The sequence below is a fragment of the Actinomadura rugatobispora genome, from assembly GCF_055379765.1.
Genome location: NZ_AP029191.1, coordinates 1 through 16,990, shown reverse-complemented (window position 1 = coordinate 16,990; position 16,990 = coordinate 1). Strand labels below are relative to the sequence as shown.

At 68.8% G+C, this 16,990-nt stretch carries 11 protein-coding genes and 3 rRNA genes; 8 read left to right on the top strand and 6 right to left on the bottom strand.

What is annotated here, in order from left to right; genetic code table 11:
* The first annotated feature begins 17 nt into the window (after positions 1-17).
* Complete coding sequence (locus ACZ466_RS00070) at positions 18-770, top strand: SDR family NAD(P)-dependent oxidoreductase (protein ID WP_378286858.1); 753 nt, start codon at positions 18-20, stop codon at positions 768-770.
* Positions 771-812: 42 nt separating this feature from the next.
* Here ACZ466_RS00070 and ACZ466_RS00065 read toward each other — a convergent pair whose 3' ends face one another.
* From ACZ466_RS00065 to ACZ466_RS00055, 3 genes are all read right to left on the bottom strand, one after another.
* Complete coding sequence (locus tag ACZ466_RS00065) at positions 813-1,613, bottom strand: crotonase/enoyl-CoA hydratase family protein (protein WP_378286859.1); 801 nt, start codon at positions 1,611-1,613, stop codon at positions 813-815.
* A 113-nt stretch (positions 1,614-1,726) separates the two neighbouring features.
* Positions 1,727-2,185, bottom strand: a complete 459-nt coding sequence (locus ACZ466_RS00060; RefSeq protein WP_378286861.1) for an STAS domain-containing protein — start codon at positions 2,183-2,185, stop codon at positions 1,727-1,729.
* 643 nt (positions 2,186-2,828) lie between these two features.
* Positions 2,829-3,050: a hypothetical protein gene (locus ACZ466_RS00055; protein ID WP_378286863.1), complete on the bottom strand. Its 222-nt coding sequence runs from the start codon at positions 3,048-3,050 to the stop codon at positions 2,829-2,831.
* 376 nt (positions 3,051-3,426) lie between these two features.
* Between ACZ466_RS00055 and ACZ466_RS00050 the strand changes: the two genes are divergently transcribed.
* Complete coding sequence (locus ACZ466_RS00050; RefSeq protein WP_378286865.1) at positions 3,427-5,508, top strand: SpoIIE family protein phosphatase; 2,082 nt, start codon at positions 3,427-3,429, stop codon at positions 5,506-5,508.
* Positions 5,509-5,660: 152 nt separating this feature from the next.
* On the opposite strand, the gene ACZ466_RS00045 is transcribed toward ACZ466_RS00050, so the two are convergent.
* Positions 5,661-6,176, bottom strand: coding sequence for a hypothetical protein (locus ACZ466_RS00045; protein WP_378286866.1), 516 nt, complete (start codon positions 6,174-6,176; stop codon positions 5,661-5,663).
* Between the two features lie 379 nt (positions 6,177-6,555).
* Here ACZ466_RS00045 and ACZ466_RS00040 point away from each other — a divergent pair, with 379 nt between their 5' ends.
* From ACZ466_RS00040 to ACZ466_RS00030, 3 genes are all read left to right on the top strand, one after another.
* A complete protein-coding gene (locus tag ACZ466_RS00040) occupies positions 6,556-7,047 on the top strand; it encodes a metallophosphoesterase family protein (protein WP_378286867.1) in 492 nt (163 codons plus the stop codon).
* Between the two features lie 14 nt (positions 7,048-7,061).
* Complete coding sequence (locus tag ACZ466_RS00035) at positions 7,062-7,904, top strand: crotonase/enoyl-CoA hydratase family protein (RefSeq protein ID WP_378286868.1); 843 nt, start codon at positions 7,062-7,064, stop codon at positions 7,902-7,904.
* A gap of 102 nt (positions 7,905-8,006) precedes the next feature.
* Positions 8,007-9,386: a nucleobase:cation symporter-2 family protein gene (locus tag ACZ466_RS00030; RefSeq protein WP_378286869.1), complete on the top strand. Its 1,380-nt coding sequence runs from the start codon at positions 8,007-8,009 to the stop codon at positions 9,384-9,386.
* Here the strand turns inward: ACZ466_RS00030 and ACZ466_RS00025 are convergent.
* Both ACZ466_RS00025 and ACZ466_RS00020 read right to left on the bottom strand, forming a co-directional pair.
* Positions 9,346-9,744 (bottom strand): DUF2752 domain-containing protein, encoded by a 399-nt coding sequence (locus ACZ466_RS00025; protein WP_378286870.1) that lies wholly within the window; start codon positions 9,742-9,744, stop codon positions 9,346-9,348. The genes ACZ466_RS00030 and ACZ466_RS00025 overlap by 41 nt on opposite strands.
* Before the next feature lie 5 nt (positions 9,745-9,749).
* Positions 9,750-10,040, bottom strand: a complete 291-nt coding sequence (locus tag ACZ466_RS00020; RefSeq protein WP_378286871.1) for a CD225/dispanin family protein — start codon at positions 10,038-10,040, stop codon at positions 9,750-9,752.
* Between the two features lie 1,554 nt (positions 10,041-11,594).
* Between ACZ466_RS00020 and ACZ466_RS00015 the strand changes: the two genes are divergently transcribed.
* The 3 genes from ACZ466_RS00015 to rrf all read left to right on the top strand — a co-directional run bounded on the left by ACZ466_RS00015 (position 11,595) and on the right by rrf (position 16,939).
* A 16S ribosomal RNA gene (locus ACZ466_RS00015) occupies positions 11,595-13,110 on the top strand.
* Between the two features lie 451 nt (positions 13,111-13,561).
* Positions 13,562-16,667, top strand: a 23S ribosomal RNA gene (locus ACZ466_RS00010).
* A 155-nt stretch (positions 16,668-16,822) separates the two neighbouring features.
* Positions 16,823-16,939: ribosomal RNA gene (gene rrf / locus ACZ466_RS00005) — 5S ribosomal RNA — on the top strand.
* The 16S, 23S and 5S rRNA genes sit together here, the layout of an rRNA operon.
* Positions 16,940-16,990: the final 51 nt, after the last annotated feature.

The following is a 16,990-nucleotide window of genomic DNA, read 5'->3' as shown; positions in this document are numbered from 1 at the left end:
AACGGAGCGCGGGACGCATGGACCTGGGACTGGACGGCCGGTGCGCGCTCGTCACCGGCGCGAGCGCGGGGATCGGGCGGGCGACCGCGCTCGCCCTCGCCGCGGAGGGCGCCCGCCTGGTGCTGGTCGCCCGGCGGGCCGCCGCGCTGCGCGACCTGGCGGAGGAGATCACGGAGGCGGGCGGGCACCGTCCGCTCGTCCTCCCGGCGGACCTCGCCCGGCCGGACGCCGCGGCCTCCCTGCGGGCCGAGGTCGAGCGCGGACCGGGACGGCTGGACGTCCTGGTCAACAACGCGGGCGGGGCGGACCGGCCGGGACAGGCCCCGACCGAGGAGACGTGGCGGGCGCAGTTCGAGCTGAACTTCCACGGCAAGCGGCGGCTGGCCGAGGAGTTCCTGCCCCTGCTCCGGGCGGGCGGACGAGGCCGGATCGTCAACCTCGTCGGCATCCTGGAGCCGTCCGGGGTGTCGGCGGCGCAGGCGGCCGTCGCGGCGTGCACGGTGTGGTCCAAGGGGCTGTCCCGGGAGGTCGCGGCCGGCGGCGTCACCGTCAACTGCGTGGCACCGGGCCGCGTCGACAGCGAGCAGCTCCGCGCGCACTTCACCACCCCGGAGTCGATCGCGGAGTTCGCGGGCCGCATGATCCCCGCCGGCCGGTTCGGGACCCCCGAGGAGGTCGCCGCCCTCGTCGCCTTTCTGGCGTCGGACGCGGCGGGCTACATCACCGGCGGCACCTTCACCGTCGACGGAGGCATGCGCCGCTCTGCCTGAGCATGAAGGCGTGACGCCGGAACGCGGTGAGCACCGGTCACCCTAATCCGGCCGCTCGCCGCCGCCATGGTCGAAGGAGCCGTCGAAGGAGCCGTGCCGCCCGGCCCCGGCGGCGAACCGGGCCGCGCCGTCCAGGGCGCCCGCGGCCAGCGACGCCTGCCCGTGCCGGAACTCGGCGGCCAGCGCCGCGGCCTCGTCCAGCCCGTGCTGCTCCAGGACGGACGCGCGGTCGTTGCGCAGGCACGCCTGCGGGAACGCGGCGATCTCGGCGGCGAGCCCGCGGGCCGCCTCCAGCGCCCCGCCCGCCGGCACCAGCCGGTTGGCCAGCCCGATCGCGTACGCCTCGGCGGCGTCCACCGGCCGCCCGGTGAGGATCATGTCCATCGCCCGACTCTGCCCGATGAGGCGGGGCAGCCGCACGGTGCCGCCGTCGATGAGCGGCACGCCCCAGCGGCGGCAGTAGACCCCGAACACGGCGGTCTCGTCGGCGACGCGCAGGTCCGCCCAGAGCGCCAGCTCCAGCCCGCCCGCCACGGCGTGCCCGCCGACCGCGGCGATCACCGGCTTGGACAGGGCCATCCGGGTCGGCCCCATCGGGCCGTCGCCGTCGGGCGCGGCGCGGTTGCCGTTCCCGGCGGTGAGCGCGTGCAGGTCGGCGCCCGCGCAGAACGTGCCGCCCGCCCCGTACAGCACGGCGACGGCGGCGTCCGGGTCGGCGTCGAAGGCGCGGAACGCCTCGGCGAGGGCCTCGGCCGTCGCCCGGTCGACGGCGTTGCGGCGCTCCGGGCGGTCGATGCCGACCAGGGTGACGGGCCCGTCCTGACCGATGACGACGGTCGCCATGACGCTCACCTCCAGAAAGCGGTCCGTCCGTCTGGACGGTTCGGTTCCGGCTACCACCGTGGAGTGCCCGGACGATCGCGTCAACGGGGCCGGAGGCGGGGCCGTTCGCGGGCCTACGAGGCCCGGCGGCCGCCGTCCGGACGGTGGTGCCCGGCGGGCGCCGGCCTGCCGGGAGCGGAGTTCACCGCCGACGCCTGCTTGGCGGGGGCGGGCCGCCGCGCCGCCACGGCGATCTCGGCCAGGGCCGACTCCAGGTCGGGGGCGACCGGGATGCGGCGGGTGACCCCGGCGATGTCGCAGATCCTGCGCACCACGCCGGTCTCGGGGACGACCACCGCCAGCGGGACGCCCGCCGCGTCCGCCCGCACCTTCGCCCGGAAGATCGCGTTGGGGCCGCTGGAGTCGCAGAAGGTGCACCCGCCCAGGTCCATGACCAGTCCCGGGACTCCCTCGCGCAGCAGCCGCAGGGCCTCCTCCAGGATGAGGTCCCCATTGCTGAGGTCGACCTCCGCGGGGAACCTCACCACCGCGGGATTCTTGATCTCGGGGATGCGCGCGGCACCGACGTTCATCGCAGGGCGCTCCCTCCCGGGCCGCCGTCGGCCCCATCGCCGGTCGCTCGCTCCGTCGCCCTTGGTGGGCCACGTGACTTGGACCTTAAACCCCTAACCTGAGTGAAACCTGAAAGAAAAGGTCAAGTTCGGGCAGAGTTCTGCCATGCGGCGTGTCGCGCGGCGAAGGGCCCGCCGCGCCCCCCGCGACCTGCCCGGGAGGGCCGCCGCGACGGGCTCGGGAAGGGCTCGCGGCGGGCTCGGGACGGGTCTCGGTAAGGGCCGCGCGGAGACGAGAAGGCACAGGCCGGAACGAAGTGGAACACCGCGGGGCGGTTGAGCGGAACCGGCGGCGGAAATGAATTTTAAACTTTGATAAGCGCGGGCACCTGTAAGGAGCGTTCTCCGAAGTCACTCGCCCGGAATGGCCGGGGTCCCGTTACAGATGGTCACCGGTACGGCAGGCGCTGATCACCGTTCGATATATAAGCTCACGGCCGGCGCGGCGCCGGGACGGCCGGCGGCACCGGGGACGGGGCGCGGCGGAGCCCGGGCGCGTGCGCCGCGCCTCCCGTCACAGGACGGCGGCGGGACCGGCCCGCACGGCGGACCGGCGCCCGGGACGCGGCGTCCGGGCGCCGGTCCCCGCGCGCTCCGCGGTCGTTCAACGTCCCCCGTTGACCTGGCGGTCTCGCAGGTCGGAACCGTTGCGCAGAGCGCGCTCGCGGCCGAGAAGCCACGCGGTGAGGGTGGCGTGGTAGGCGTCCAGCGAACGGATCAGCGCGCGGCGATCGGCCGGTCGCATCGGGATCTCGGCGATCTTGTGGCGCAGATCGTCACGGGCCGCCTCCCACGACTCGCGGAGCTTTCCGGTCGCATTGCTCATGTCCTTGACCGTAACAGGCGGCGCCGCGGGATCTGAAAAGATCTACCTTCCGGGAATCTTTTCTCACGAAGGGCGCGGGCGAATCCTTGCCGTTCCTTGTGAAGTTTTTCTCTAACTGTGAATTGGTATTCGATGGTGGGTTGATGAGAGGTCCCCGGCAGGAGCCGGCGCCCCGGGTGCGGGGAGCCCGGAGGACGGGGCCGGCGCGGGATGAACGTGGCGTTCGTGACCAGAGTGACGGTCAGGACGGCGTGTGGTAATTTTCCACAGGTCTTGTGAAGATGCTGGCGGTTTCTGACGCGAGGCGAGATGATCGTGCTGTACCGGGGGAGCCCAGTTCGAGGCGGGGGTCGTCTTCCCGAGAGGACCACGTGACGTGCAGCCACGGCTCCCGGCGGAGGGACCGTCCACCGGCTCCCGCGCGCCCGCCGGTTCCGATCCGTTCCGTTCGCCGGGCGCGCCCGGCCGTCCGGCGGCCCCGGCGGCGCTCGCCGTGGGGCCCGACGGCCGCATCGTCCACTGGAGCAGCGCCGCCGCCGAACTGCTCGGGGTGCCGGCCGAGGAGGTCGCGGGCCGCCGCGTCGCCGACCTCGCCCACGACGACGACGGGCGCGCGACGATCGCGGCCGCGCTGGCGGAGGCGAGCGCCGGACGGCCCCAGGCCGGCGTGCGGGCCGTCCTGCGCGACACCGCCGGCGCCCCCGCGCGCGCCGTGGAGCTCTCGTGCGACCCGATGGACGACGGCCTGGTGGCCGTCATCGTCGCGCCCGCCCGCCCGCCGCACCCGCCGGCGGCGACCGGGCCCGGCCCGGACGACGTCCCGAGCCGTACGCCGCGGTCCAGGCTGGCCCTGCTGAGCGAGGCCGGAGCCCGCCTCGGCAGCACGCTCGACGTACGGCGGACCGGCGCCGAGCTGGTCGGGCTCGTCCTTCCCGGCCTGGCCGACGCCGCGTGCGTGCTCGTCCTCGAACGGTTCATCGCCGGTGACGACTTCCCCGAGCGCGCCGGCGGCGGCGCCGTCACCCGCAGGATCGCCTCCGGCGCCGTCGATCCCGCGTCGCCCGGATGGCCCGCCGCGCTGGCCTCCCACGAGCTGGTGACCTGCCAGCCCGGGGCGCCGTACGCCGACTGCATGGAGTTCGACCGGACGATCGCGTTCAGCGGCGGCCTGGCCGTCCCGCTGCGTGCGCGCGGCACCGTGCTCGGCTGCCTCGTGCTGCTGCGCGGCCAGGCCCGCCCCGCCTTCGACTCCCACGACATCGCGCTCGCCGAGGACCTGGCCGCCCGCGCCGCCGTCTGCCTCGACAACGCCCGCCTCTACGACCGCGAGCGCCGCACCGCGCTCACGCTGCAGAGCAGCATGCTGCCCACCGGGCTGCGCGAGCCGCTGGGCCTGGAGATCGCGCACCGCTACCTGCCGGCCGGCGACCTCACCTGCGTCGGGGGCGACTGGTACGACGCCATCCCGCTCCCCGGCGGCCGGGTCGCGCTGGTCGTCGGGGACGTCATGGGCCACGGCACCGGCGCCGCCGCGACGATGGGCCAGCTGCGCACCGCGGTCCGCGCCCTCGCCGGCCTGGACCCGAGGCCCGAGGACGTGCTGCACCGCCTCGACGAGATGATCGAGGACATGGGCGGCGCGCCCAACGCCACCTGCGTCTACGCCGTCTACGACCCGGTGGAGCAGACCTGCGCGGTGGCGCGGGCCGGGCACGTCCCGCCGGTCGTCCTGCACCCGGACGGGCGCACCGAGATCCTCGACATCCCGCCGGGCCTGCCGCTGGGCATCGGCGGCGAGGCGTTCGAGTCCCGGACGGTGCGGCTGGCGGACGGGTGCACGCTGGTGCTGGTGACCGACGGGCTGGTGGAGAGCCGCGACCGCGACATCGACGCCGGGATCGAGGCGCTGCGGGAGACCCTGGCGGGGGCGCCGCGCGGGCTGGAGGAGATCTGCGACCTGGCGGTGGAGGCGCTGCGGCCCGGCGACGACCGCGCCGATCGCGACGACATCGCGCTGCTGCTGGCCCGCGTCCGGGCGCTGCCGCCCGACCGGATCGCCGCCACGACGCTGCCCGCCGAGGCGGGGGCGGCGCGGCGGGCCCGCCGCTTCGTCCGCGACGCGCTGGCCGCCTGGGGACTGGACGGCCTGGCCCCGGCCGTCGTGCCCGCGGTCGGGGAGCTCGTGGACGACGCCGCGCGGCACGGGCCCGGCCCGTTCGGGGTCCGGCTGCTGCGCGGCACCAGCCTGGTCTGCGAGGTCGCCGACCGTTCCGGCGCGGCCGGTCCCGACCCCGACCGATCGTGCACGGACGCCTCCCGCGCGCTCGCCGGGAACGGCCGGGGCTCGTGGACGACCGGGCTCCCCGCCGTGCGCCGGGGCACCAGGCTCGTGCCCGGCGGCAGGATCCTGTGGTGCGAGCTGCCGCTCGCGCCTCCCCAGCCCCATGAATCCCACTGATGGAGAAGCACGGACCGGGCGGACGGGTGCGTTGGGGTAGTGGGGGCAGTCCGCCCGCCCGATCCGCTGCCGGCCGACGCGTGAGAGAGCCGGGCCTCACGCCGCGACCGGCGGTGGCCCCGCGTGTTCTCCGCGGGGCCGCCGGCCGGCCGTCACCCCGGCCGGTAGCTGATCGCCCCGGTGGCGAGCATCCCGCCGGCCACGGCCGCCGTCAGCCGCCGGTCGGCCGCCGTCGCGTGGTCGGCGATGTCGATGCAGCCCGCGAACAGGACGAGATGGCCGCGCCGGGAGGCCGCCGCCGTCCACCCGGGCGGCGTCCCGAGCCCCTCCACGCGGCAGAACGGCTGGGACGGCGCGTCCCGCGGGCTGCGCACCGTGAAGGTGCCGTGCCCGTCCATCCCCGCTCGCCAGCCGGGCGCGAACGGCACGAGCAGGTCCCGGGCGTCGGTGACCAGCCCGAGCCCGGTCCGCAGGCACGCCGCCAGCAGGGCGGTGACCGGCTCGCTGCCGGGATCGGCGTCGGGCGCGGGCGTGCGGGCGGGGTCGTCCAGGAACACCAGCGGGACGTCGCCGCCGGGCGCGGGCAGGACCGCCAGCAGGACGTCCAGGTCGAAGGTCACCGTGCTCCGCCCTCCGGACGGTCCGCCCGGGTGCGCGGGGTCGTTCATCGGCCACCCCCCTGTGCGAAGCGGCGAGTCGGCCGGACCCCGGGCCGGTGCAAGGGAGTGTTCTTCCTCCACGAGGCCCGGCCGTCTCACCAGATCCCCCCGCCGTTCCGATCGTTCGGACCCGGTCCGGGGCGGCGACCGCGCCAGGACGATGACGAGGGATTCGACCGTAACTCCGCAGGTCACAGAGGTGAAGTGACACGATGCTTACAGTTGTTTCCCACCCGAGTCGAAGCGCCGCGGTGGATAGATCACCCGCTGTAGATCATCCATTCACGGAGCGCTGTCCCGTCCGGAGGCGGCCGCCCGGCCGCGGGCGGGCCCGACCGTCCCGACCCGCATGCCGATCGTCCCGGCCGCACGAGGTAGAACGGGGAGGATGAACGTGGTCGCGCTCGCCGACACCCACGCGCCCCGCCGCTGGCGCGCCTGCCCGCCCGCGGTCGCCGCCCACCTGCGGCACGCGGACCTCATCCTGCACGCGGGCGACGTCTGCACCGCCGGGGTGCTGGACGAACTCGCGCGGTACGCGCCCGTCAAAGCCGTGCTCGGCAACAACGACGGGCCCGACGTGGCGGCCTGGGGCGCGCCGGAGCGCCTGGAGATCGAACTCGACGGGCTGCGCGTGGCGATGGTCCACGACAGCGGCCAGAAGAAGGGCCGTCTCGCCCGGATGCGCCGCTGGTTCCCCGACGCCGGCCTGGTCGTGTTCGGGCACTCCCACATCCCGCTGGACGAGACCGACGGCGACCTGCGGATCTTCAACCCGGGGTCGCCCACCGACCGGCGCCGCCAGTCGCACGGCACTCTCGGCCTGCTCGACATCCGGGACGGCCGTCTGGTAAACGCGAAGATCGTCCCCGTGACCTGAGCCGAGGAGCCCCCATGACCGGAACGCGTGTCACCGTGAGCGTGGACGCCGACGGCGTCGCCGACGTCCGGCTGAACCGCCCCGACAAGCTGAACGCGCTCGACATGGCGATGTTCGAGGCCCTCGCCGACACCGGCGACGCGCTGGCCGCCGACCCCGCGGTACGCGCGGTCGTCCTGTCCGGGGAGGGCCGCTCCTTCTGCGCCGGCCTCGACCTCGCCAACTTCGCCGCCCTCTCGGGGGAGGGGCAGGCGGACGGCAGCGAGCGCGCCCGCCGCCTCACCCGCGCCATCGTGGACCGCGAGCCCGGCCGCATCACCAACCTCGGCCAGCAGGCCGTCCACACCTGGCGGGAACTGCCGCAGCCGGTGATCGCCGCCGTCGCCGGGCACGCGCTGGGCGGCGGCCTGCAGATCGCCCTGGGCGCCGACCTGCGGATCGTCGCCCCCGACGCGCGGCTGTCGGTGCTGGAGATCCGCTGGGGGCTGGTCCCCGACATGACCGGCACCGCCGCGCTGGTGCGCCTGGTCGGCGACGACGTCGCCAAGGAGCTGACCTTCACCGGCCGGATGGTCTCCGGCGAGGAGGCGGTGCGGCTGGGCCTGGCGACCCGTACCGCCGAGGACCCGCGCGCCGCGGCGCTCGACCTGGCCCGGGAGATCGCCGGCCGCAGCCCGGACGCGATCCGCGCCGCCAAGCGCCTGCTCAACCGGGCCACCGACGGCCACGACCTGCCCGGGCAACTGCTGGAGGAGTCGCGCGCCCTGGACGCGCTGCGCGGCTCGCCCAACCAGGTCGAGGCCATCCGGGCCCACTTCGAGAAGCGGCCCCCGGCCTTCACCGACCCCAGCTCCTGACCCGCGGGCCGCGGGCACCCCGCCGCACATCCGGCGGGGGCGGCACGGCAGACTTCCGCCGCACAAGAAATGCAACGTTCCAAACCGGAGGGCTCGACAGCGATGGCCGACGCCAGGCACCCCGTCGACGAGGTGCTCCCCATCCCCAGGCTGGCACTGTACGGGTTCCAGCACGTCCTGGCCTTCTACGCCGGCGCGGTCGTCGTCCCCATCCTGGTCGCCGGGGCGCTCGGGCTGTCCGACGAGCAGCTCGTCTACCTGATCAACGCGGACCTGTTCACCTGCGGGATCGCCACCATCATCCAGTCGCTGGGCTTCTGGCGGTTCGGGATCCGGCTGCCGATCGTGCAGGGCGTCACGTTCACCGCGGTCGCCCCCATGATCGCGATCGGGCAGGGCGCGGCGAACGGCACCGCGGCGCTGCTGGCCATCTACGGCGCCACCATCACCGCCGGCCTGGTGATGATCCTGGTCGCCCCGTTCCTCGGCCGGATCCTGCGGCTCTTCCCGCCGGTCGTCACCGGCACCGTCCTGACCATCATCGGCCTGACCCTGCTCCCGAACGCGATCAACGACGCCGCGGGCGGCGCCGCCGCCAAGGACCACGGGAGCTGGAAGCACCTGGCCTACGCGGGCGGCACGCTGCTGTTCATCCTGGTCCTCTACCGGCTGCGGCGCCCGTTCCTCAGCAGCATCGCCGTCCTGCTCGGCCTCGTCGGCGGCACCGCCGTCTCCTGGCTGCTCGGCGACACCACCTTCGACGCGGTCGGGACGGCCGACTGGCTCGGGGTGACCACCCCGTTCCACTACGGGACGCCGACCTTCCAGATCGGCCCCATCATCGCGATGCTGCTGGTGATGATGGTCACCGTCGTCGAGACCGTCGGCGACTCCAAGGCCACCGGCGAGATCGTCGGCAAGGAGGTCACCCCCGACGGCATCACCCGGGCCCTGCGCGCCGACGGGCTGTCCACCTTCCTCGGCGGCGTGCTGAACGCCTTCCCCTACACCTGCTTCGCGCAGAACGTCGGCCTGGTGCGCCTCACCGGCGTCCGCAGCCGCTTCGTCGTGGTCACCGCCGGGATCATCATGATGGTGCTCGGCCTGTTCCCCAAGGTCGCCGCCTACGTCGCCGCCATCCCCAGCGACGTGCTCGGCGGCGCCGCCATCGCGATGTTCGGCATGGTCGCGGTCGTCGGCATGCAGACCCTCGGCAAGGCCGACCTGCGCCAGGAGCGCAACGCCCTCGTCGTCGCCGTCAGCATCGCGATGGCGATGGTGCCCGCCACCATCCCGACCTTCGGCGACAACATGCCCCGGGACGTGGCCGCCATCCTCGACAGCGGCATCACCCTGGGCGGCCTCACCGCCATCATCCTCAACCTGCTCTTCAACGTCCTCACCCGCACGCCGCCGTCCGCCGCCGGCGAGCCTCCCGCGCTCACGCCGCCAGGAAGGCCCCCCACGGCAGATTCCGCATGAGCCAGAAGCCCATGACCGCCGCGAACAGCCCCCAGATCAGCCGGGGATCGCCCGCCCGGGTGCGCGCCGGACGGCCCCGCGCCCGCGCGACCGTCCAGCGCGCCCAGAAGAAGGCCAGCACGGGCAGCATGCTCACCACGAACACGTTGAGCGCGAGCGCCTCCCCGACGTGGCCGTGCGCGAGGGCGTGCAGCGTGCGCAGCGCGCCGCAGCCCGGGCACTGGTACCCGGTCAGCGCCAGGAACGGGCACGTCGGGTAATTGCCCCGCTCGTTCGGGTCCACCAGGGCGACGGTCGCGACCACGGCGGCGGCCAGCGCCAGCACGCCGCCGGGCGCCGCCAGGCCGCGGATCCGCACGTCGGTCAGTAGCGGTAGGTGTTCCCGCCGGTCGCCAGCACCACCGCGCCCCAGATCAGTCCGATGACCAGACCCACGACGGCGGACACGATCGCCCAGACGCGGGCGTTCTTGGACGCGTTGTACGCGCCCTGGTGGTCACCGGCCTGCCACTTGGAGTTGACCTGCGCCGCGTACACGATCGAGACCACGCCGGCGGGCAGGCAACAGAAGATCGTCGTCAGGATCGCCCACACCAGGTGGTTGGACGGAGGCGAGGCGTAGCCGCCTTGCCCGGGCGGCGGGTAGTAGCTCACTGGCGGACCTCCAGAACGTGCGAAACGGTCAATGTGAACCCTGTTTCGGGCATACCTGGATCAAGCCGACATCGAAGTGACAACCGCCGTTTGGGAACGTTCCCAACTCTGCCCGCCACAACCACCAGAACCCGATACAACCCGCTCACCACACCCGCCCCCGCAAGTCCGAAGCCCCTGCCGCCTCGCCACAAGCTGCAGAGACACCGAGCGCGATACCCCCGCCCCCAGACTTGGGCGCATGCAGCCAGAGGATCCAGGGGATGCCGGTCAAGATGCCCGCGATGCCGCAGAGCACGCCGGGGAGGAGCGTCCGGCGCAGCCAAACCCCGGCCGCCTCGTGCCATGGGCGACGTGCCCCCCACCCTGCTTTCGATCGCTGAGGACCCATCCGCCCTGCCGGACTGGGCACTCAGAACTCCCGGGCGCGGTACGTGGCCTCCGATCGCCCTCGGCCCGGTGCGCCCGCCGTTCATGGGAAGCAACGTCCCCACCCTCCTCCGGGATGGTCCAGTTGCACCGGCAGGCATACGAGTCGCGAGTCTGGGACGAGCAGATCGAAGCGATGTGCCAGCTCCACCTCCCACGCGACAGCCTGCTTCAGAGAGGAGCGTGCCCGGCCAACCGCATTGGGATGGACGCGGGTCGCGAACACGCACCCAAGGGAAACAAGGTGTCAGCTGGGGCCCGGTGCCGGCTGGCGCGAGCATCCGCCCCAGCGGGGGAGGACGTTCGGCACATCGATCACCTTCGGCCCGACGCCGTCACGTCCCCGCCGCTGCTGGAACGATGCCCCGTACAGCGCCTCCGCGAAGACACGGGCACCCGCTCGAGGACGCTGCCCACAGCGGGGCGCAGCTCGGCACGGCCGGGGCGGCGGGCCGTGTGGAACCGGAGCAGGGCACCCATCCGTTGGACTCTTGTGGGTGGTGAGTGCCGCTTGGCAGCCGGACGGAACGCGTCCCGCCCGGCTCGTTCGCGACGGACACGCCGCTCGTGACCAGCTGATTTGACGCGGGCGACTCGAGCGTATAGCTTTACTCCTCGTCCCTTGGAGATGCGTGACGCCATCGTGCATGGCGGCCGGCCCAAGGGGTAACCATCCTCGATCAAGCCGACATGGCTTTGCCATGCCCGCGTTCGTGCGGTGGCTTCGGAAAAGGCCCGAATTTGACAATCGAGCCGGATCTGATGAAATAGCACCAACGCCCGGAAGGGCCCGCGGAAGCGGGACTGGAAAGGCAAATCGGAAAAGCCCGGAATTGACAGACCGAGCGGATCTGATAAAGTGAAAGAGTCGCCCCGGGGCGGGAAACGCGAAAGCGGGTCCAGCGCGGTGGGTGTCCGTTTCTTGAGAACTCAACAGCGTGTTAAAAGCCAGTGCCTTTATAGGTCCGGCCGTTTAGGTCGGACCACCCCGTGGCCGCGGTCCCTTCTTGTAGGGGTTCGTGGTGGGGATTTCTTTGAGGCAGTGCACCGGCCCGTGTACGGGTTGGTGTTTTGCTGGGATTTTTTCCTGAGGTTTGGCGGCTTTTCGGAGTCGTCGTTCGGACCTTGATGGAGAGTTTGATCCTGGCTCAGGACGAACGCTGGCGGCGTGCTTAACACATGCAAGTCGAGCGGAAAGGCCCCTTCGGGGGTACTCGAGCGGCGAACGGGTGAGTAACACGTGAGCAACCTGCCCCTGACTCTGGGATAAGCCTGGGAAACCGGGTCTAATACCGGATATGACCCTCCATCGCATGGTGTGAGGGTGGAAAGTTTTTCGGTTGGGGATGGGCTCGCGGCCTATCAGCTTGTTGGTGGGGTGATGGCCTACCAAGGCGACGACGGGTAACCGGCCTGAGAGGGCGACCGGTCACACTGGGACTGAGACACGGCCCAGACTCCTACGGGAGGCAGCAGTGGGGAATCTTGCGCAATGGGCGGAAGCCTGACGCAGCGACGCCGCGTGGGGGATGACGGCCTTCGGGTTGTAAACCTCTTTCAGCAGGGACGAAGCTAACGTGACGGTACCTGCAGAAGAAGCGCCGGCTAACTACGTGCCAGCAGCCGCGGTAATACGTAGGGCGCAAGCGTTGTCCGGAATTATTGGGCGTAAAGAGCTCGTAGGCGGTTTGTTGCGTCCGTCGTGAAAGCCCACGGCTTAACTGTGGGTCTGCGGTGGATACGGGCAGACTAGAGGCAGGTAGGGGAGCATGGAATTCCCGGTGTAGCGGTGAAATGCGCAGATATCGGGAGGAACACCGGTGGCGAAGGCGGTGCTCTGGGCCTGTACTGACGCTGAGGAGCGAAAGCGTGGGGAGCGAACAGGATTAGATACCCTGGTAGTCCACGCCGTAAACGTTGGGCGCTAGGTGTGGGGTCCTTCCACGGATTCCGCGCCGCAGCTAACGCATTAAGCGCCCCGCCTGGGGAGTACGGCCGCAAGGCTAAAACTCAAAGGAATTGACGGGGGCCCGCACAAGCGGCGGAGCATGTTGCTTAATTCGACGCAACGCGAAGAACCTTACCAAGGCTTGACATCGCCGGAAAACTCGCAGAGATGCGGGGTCCTTTTGGGCCGGTGACAGGTGGTGCATGGCTGTCGTCAGCTCGTGTCGTGAGATGTTGGGTTAAGTCCCGCAACGAGCGCAACCCTCGTTCCATGTTGCCAGCACTTCGGGTGGGGACTCATGGGAGACCGCCGGGGTCAACTCGGAGGAAGGTGGGGATGACGTCAAGTCATCATGCCCCTTATGTCTTGGGCTGCAAACATGCTACAATGGCCGGTACAAAGGGCTGCGATACCGTGAGGTGGAGCGAATCCCGTAAAGCCGGTCTCAGTTCGGATCGAAGTCTGCAACTCGACTTCGTGAAGTCGGAGTCGCTAGTAATCGCAGATCAGCAACGCTGCGGTGAATACGTTCCCGGGCCTTGTACACACCGCCCGTCACGTCACGAAAGTCGGCAACACCCGAAGCCCGTGGCCCAACCTTTTTGGGGGGAGCGGTCGAAGGTGGGGCCGGCGATTGGGACGAAGTCGTAACAAGGTAGCCGTACCGGAAGGTGCGGCTGGATCACCTCCTTTCTAAGGAGCATCAACTGGCCTGTGTCGCTCACTTCGGTGGGGATGCGGGTCGGTGGCCGTCTTCGGCAGCGAATGTCTGCCGGGTGGCTGCTCATAGATGTGGAGCACTGGTTATTCAGCTCGCCGCTCGTGCGAGCCGGCTAGTACCGCCCGGTCTTTGACTGGGAGTGGGAACGTTGGTCGTCGGGCGGGTGGGGAGCTGGACACGCTGTTGGGTCCTGAGGAAACGGACCCTTCAGCCCCTGATCACGAGAGTCTTCGACTCGGGTGTGATGGGGCTGGGTTGTTTCTTCTGGATTGCGGGGCTGGTTGCCCTGGTCGCCGGTTGGTGGCTGGGGGGCTGGTGGTCCCGGTTGTTTTTTGAGAACTGCACAGTGGACGCGAGCATCTCTGAATGAGGGCCCTTTCGGGGGTTCTTGTTCTCTGTTGCGATTTGTTGATCGTTTTGTGTGTTCAAGTTTTTAAGGGCATACGGTGGATGCCTTGGCATCAGGAGCCGATGAAGGACGTGGGAGCCTGCGATATGCCTCGGGGAGTCGGCAACCAGACTTTGATCCGGGGATTTCCGAATGGGGAAACCTGGCACCCGTCATGGGGTGTCGCCGCCGTCTGAATGTATAGGGCGGTTGGTGGGAACGCGGGGAAGTGAAACATCTCAGTACCCGCAGGAAGAGAAAACAATAGTGATTCCGTGAGTAGTGGTGAGCGAAAGCGGAGGAGCCTAAACCGTGCGCGTGTGATAGCCGGCAGGCGTTGCGTGTGCGGGGTTGTGGGACCATCCGGTCAGTGCTGCCGTGCTGACAAGAAGTTACAAACTGCTCGGGTAGTCGAATGGCATGGGAAGGCCGACCGTAGACGGTGAGAGTCCGGTAGACGAAATCTGAGTGGCTTCTGGGTGTGTTCCCGAGTAGCACGGGGCCCGTGAAATCCCGTGTGAATCTGCCACGACCACGTGGTAAGGCTGAATACTTCCTGATGACCGATAGCGGACCAGTACCGTGAGGGAAAGGTGAAAAGTGCCCCGGTGAGGGGTCGTGAAAGAGTACCTGAAACCGTGTGCCTACAAGCCGTCAGAGCGTCCTCAGCCCTTTCGGGGGCTGTTCGTGATGGCGTGCCTTTTGAAGAATGAGCCTGCGAGTTATGGTGTGTGGCGAGGTTAACCGGTGGCGGGTAGCCGTAGCGAAAGCGAGTCTGAATAGGGCGTTTGAGTCGCATGCTGTAGACCCGAAGCGGAGTGATCTAGCCATGGGCAGGGTGAAGCGCCGGTAAGACGGTGTGGAGGCCCGAACCCACCAGGGTTGAAAACCTGGGGGATGACCTGTGGTTAGGGGTGAAAGGCCAATCAAACTCCGTGATAGCTGGTTCTCCCCGAAATGCATTTAGGTGCAGCGTTGCGTGTTTCTTGCCGGAGGTAGAGCTACTGGATGGCCGATGGGCCCGACAAGGTTACTGACGTCAGCCAAACTCCGAATGCCGGTAAGTGAGAGCGTGGCAGTGAGACTGCGGGGGATAAGCTTCGTAGTCGAGAGGGAAACAGCCCAGATCATCGGTTAAGGCCCCTAAGCGTGTGCTAAGTGGTAAAGGATGTGGAGTTGCCGTGACAACCAGGAGGTTGGCTTAGAAGCAGCCATCCTTGAAAGAGTGCGTAATAGCTCACTGGTCAAGTGATTCCGCGCCGACAATGTAGCGGGGCTCAAGCACACCGCCGAAGCCGTGGCATTTCAGTCGTGAGGCTGGGATGGGTAGGGGAGCGTCCTGCGTCCGGTGAAGCCGCCGAGTGATCGTGTGGTGGAGGGCGCGGGAGTGAGAATGCAGGCATGAGTAGCGAATGGAGAGTGAGAAACTCTCCCGCCGGATGACCAAGGGTTCCTGGGGCAGGCTAATCCGCCCAGGGTAAGTCGGGACCTAAGGCGAGGCCGACAGGCGTAGTCGATGGACAACGGGTTGATATTCCCGTACCCGCTGGTATGCGCCAACGCTGAATCCTCTGATGCTAAGACCCTGAATCCTGGTTGGAGCCTTCGGGTTTCTTCCGGGCCTAGCGGTCGGCCCGAGGGGGTAGTAGGTGAGCGATGGGGTGACGCAGGAGGGTAGCTCAGCCCAGGCGATGGTTGTCCTGGGGTAAGCATGTAGCCCGGTGTGCAGGTAAATCCGCATGCCGTTGAGGGTGAGATGTGATGCCGAGCCGTTTTAGGTGAAGTGAGTGATCCCATGCTGCCGAGAAAAGCCTCTAGTGAGTGTACCGGCGGCCCGTACCCTAAACCGACTCAGGTGGTCAGGTAGAGAATACCAAGGCGATCGGGTGAACTGTGGTTAAGGAACTCGGCAAATTGCCCCCGTAACTTTGGGAGAAGGGGGACCACGTCCGGTGATGGCACTTGCTGCCGGAGCTGGGGGTGGTCGCAGAGGCCAGGGGGAAGCGACTGTTTACTAAAAACACAGGTCCGTGCGAAGTCGTAAGACGCTGTATACGGACTGACGCCTGCCCGGTGCCGGAACGTTAAGAGGACCGGTTAGGCCTTCGGGTCGAAGCTGAGAATCTAAGCGCCGGTAAACGGCGGTGGTAACTATAACCATCCTAAGGTAGCGAAATTCCTTGTCGGGTAAGTTCCGACCTGCACGAATGGCGTAACGACTTCCCCGCTGTCTCAACCACAGGCCCGGTGAAATTGCAGTACGAGTAAAGATGCTCGTTTCGCGCAGCAGGACGGAAAGACCCCGGGACCTTCACTATAGCTTGGCATTGGCGTTTGGAGCGTCTTGTGTAGGATAGGTGGGAGACTGTGAAGCCGGCACGCCAGTGTCGGTGGAGTCGTTGGTGAAATACCACTCTGGTCGTTTTGAGCGTCTAACCCGCACCCGTGGATCCGGGTGGGGGACAGTGCCTGGTGGGTAGTTTAACTGGGGCGGTTGCCTCCCAAAGAGTAACGGAGGCGCCCAAAGGTTCCCTCAGCCTGGTTGGCAATCAGGTGGTGAGTGCAAGGGCACAAGGGAGCTTGACTGTGAGACTGACAGGTCGAGCAGGTGCGAAAGCAGGGCCTAGTGATCCGGCACCGGCGTGTGGAAGCGGTGTCGCTCAACGGCTAAAAGGTACCCCGGGGATAACAGGCTGATCTTCCCCAAGAGTCCATATCGACGGGATGGTTTGGCACCTCGATGTCGGCTCGTCGCATCCTGGGGCTGGAGTAGGTCCCAAGGGTTGGGCTGTTCGCCCATTAAAGCGGCACGCGAGCTGGGTTTAGAACGTCGCGAGACAGTTCGGTCCCTATCCGCTGCGCGCGTAGGAGAATTGAGAGGGTCTGTCCCTAGTACGAGAGGACCGGGACGGACGGACCTCTGGTGTGCCAGTTGTCCCGCCAGGGGCACGGCTGGTTGGCTACGTTCGGTCGGGATAACCGCTGAAAGCATCTAAGCGGGAAGCCTTCCTCGAGATGAGTTCTCCCTCCCACCTTTGGTGGGGTAAGGCTCCCAGTAGACGACTGGGTTGATAGGCCGGAGATGGAAGCTCGGTAACGGGTGGAGTTGACCGGTACTAATAGGCCGAGTGGCTTGACACACCCTGATCGGCAGGTCTGCTGCGGTTGGTGTTCGCGTCCCTGTGTGGTTCCCGGAGAACAAACGGGAACCCCGTGTGTTTGAGTTTTGAATAGTGTGAGCCGTACGGCTCGAACGAGCTTGCCGCCCCCTGCGATTGGGGGGTGTGCGTGGGTCGTTCGGTGGTTATGGCGAAGGGGAAACACCCGGTCCCATCCCGAACCCGGAAGTTAAGCCCTTCAGCGCCGATGGTACTGCATGGGAGACTGTGTGGGAGAGTAGGACACCGCCGGACACATATTAGGAAAGGGCCCTGCCGGGTTTACCGGCGGGGCCCTTTCTCATT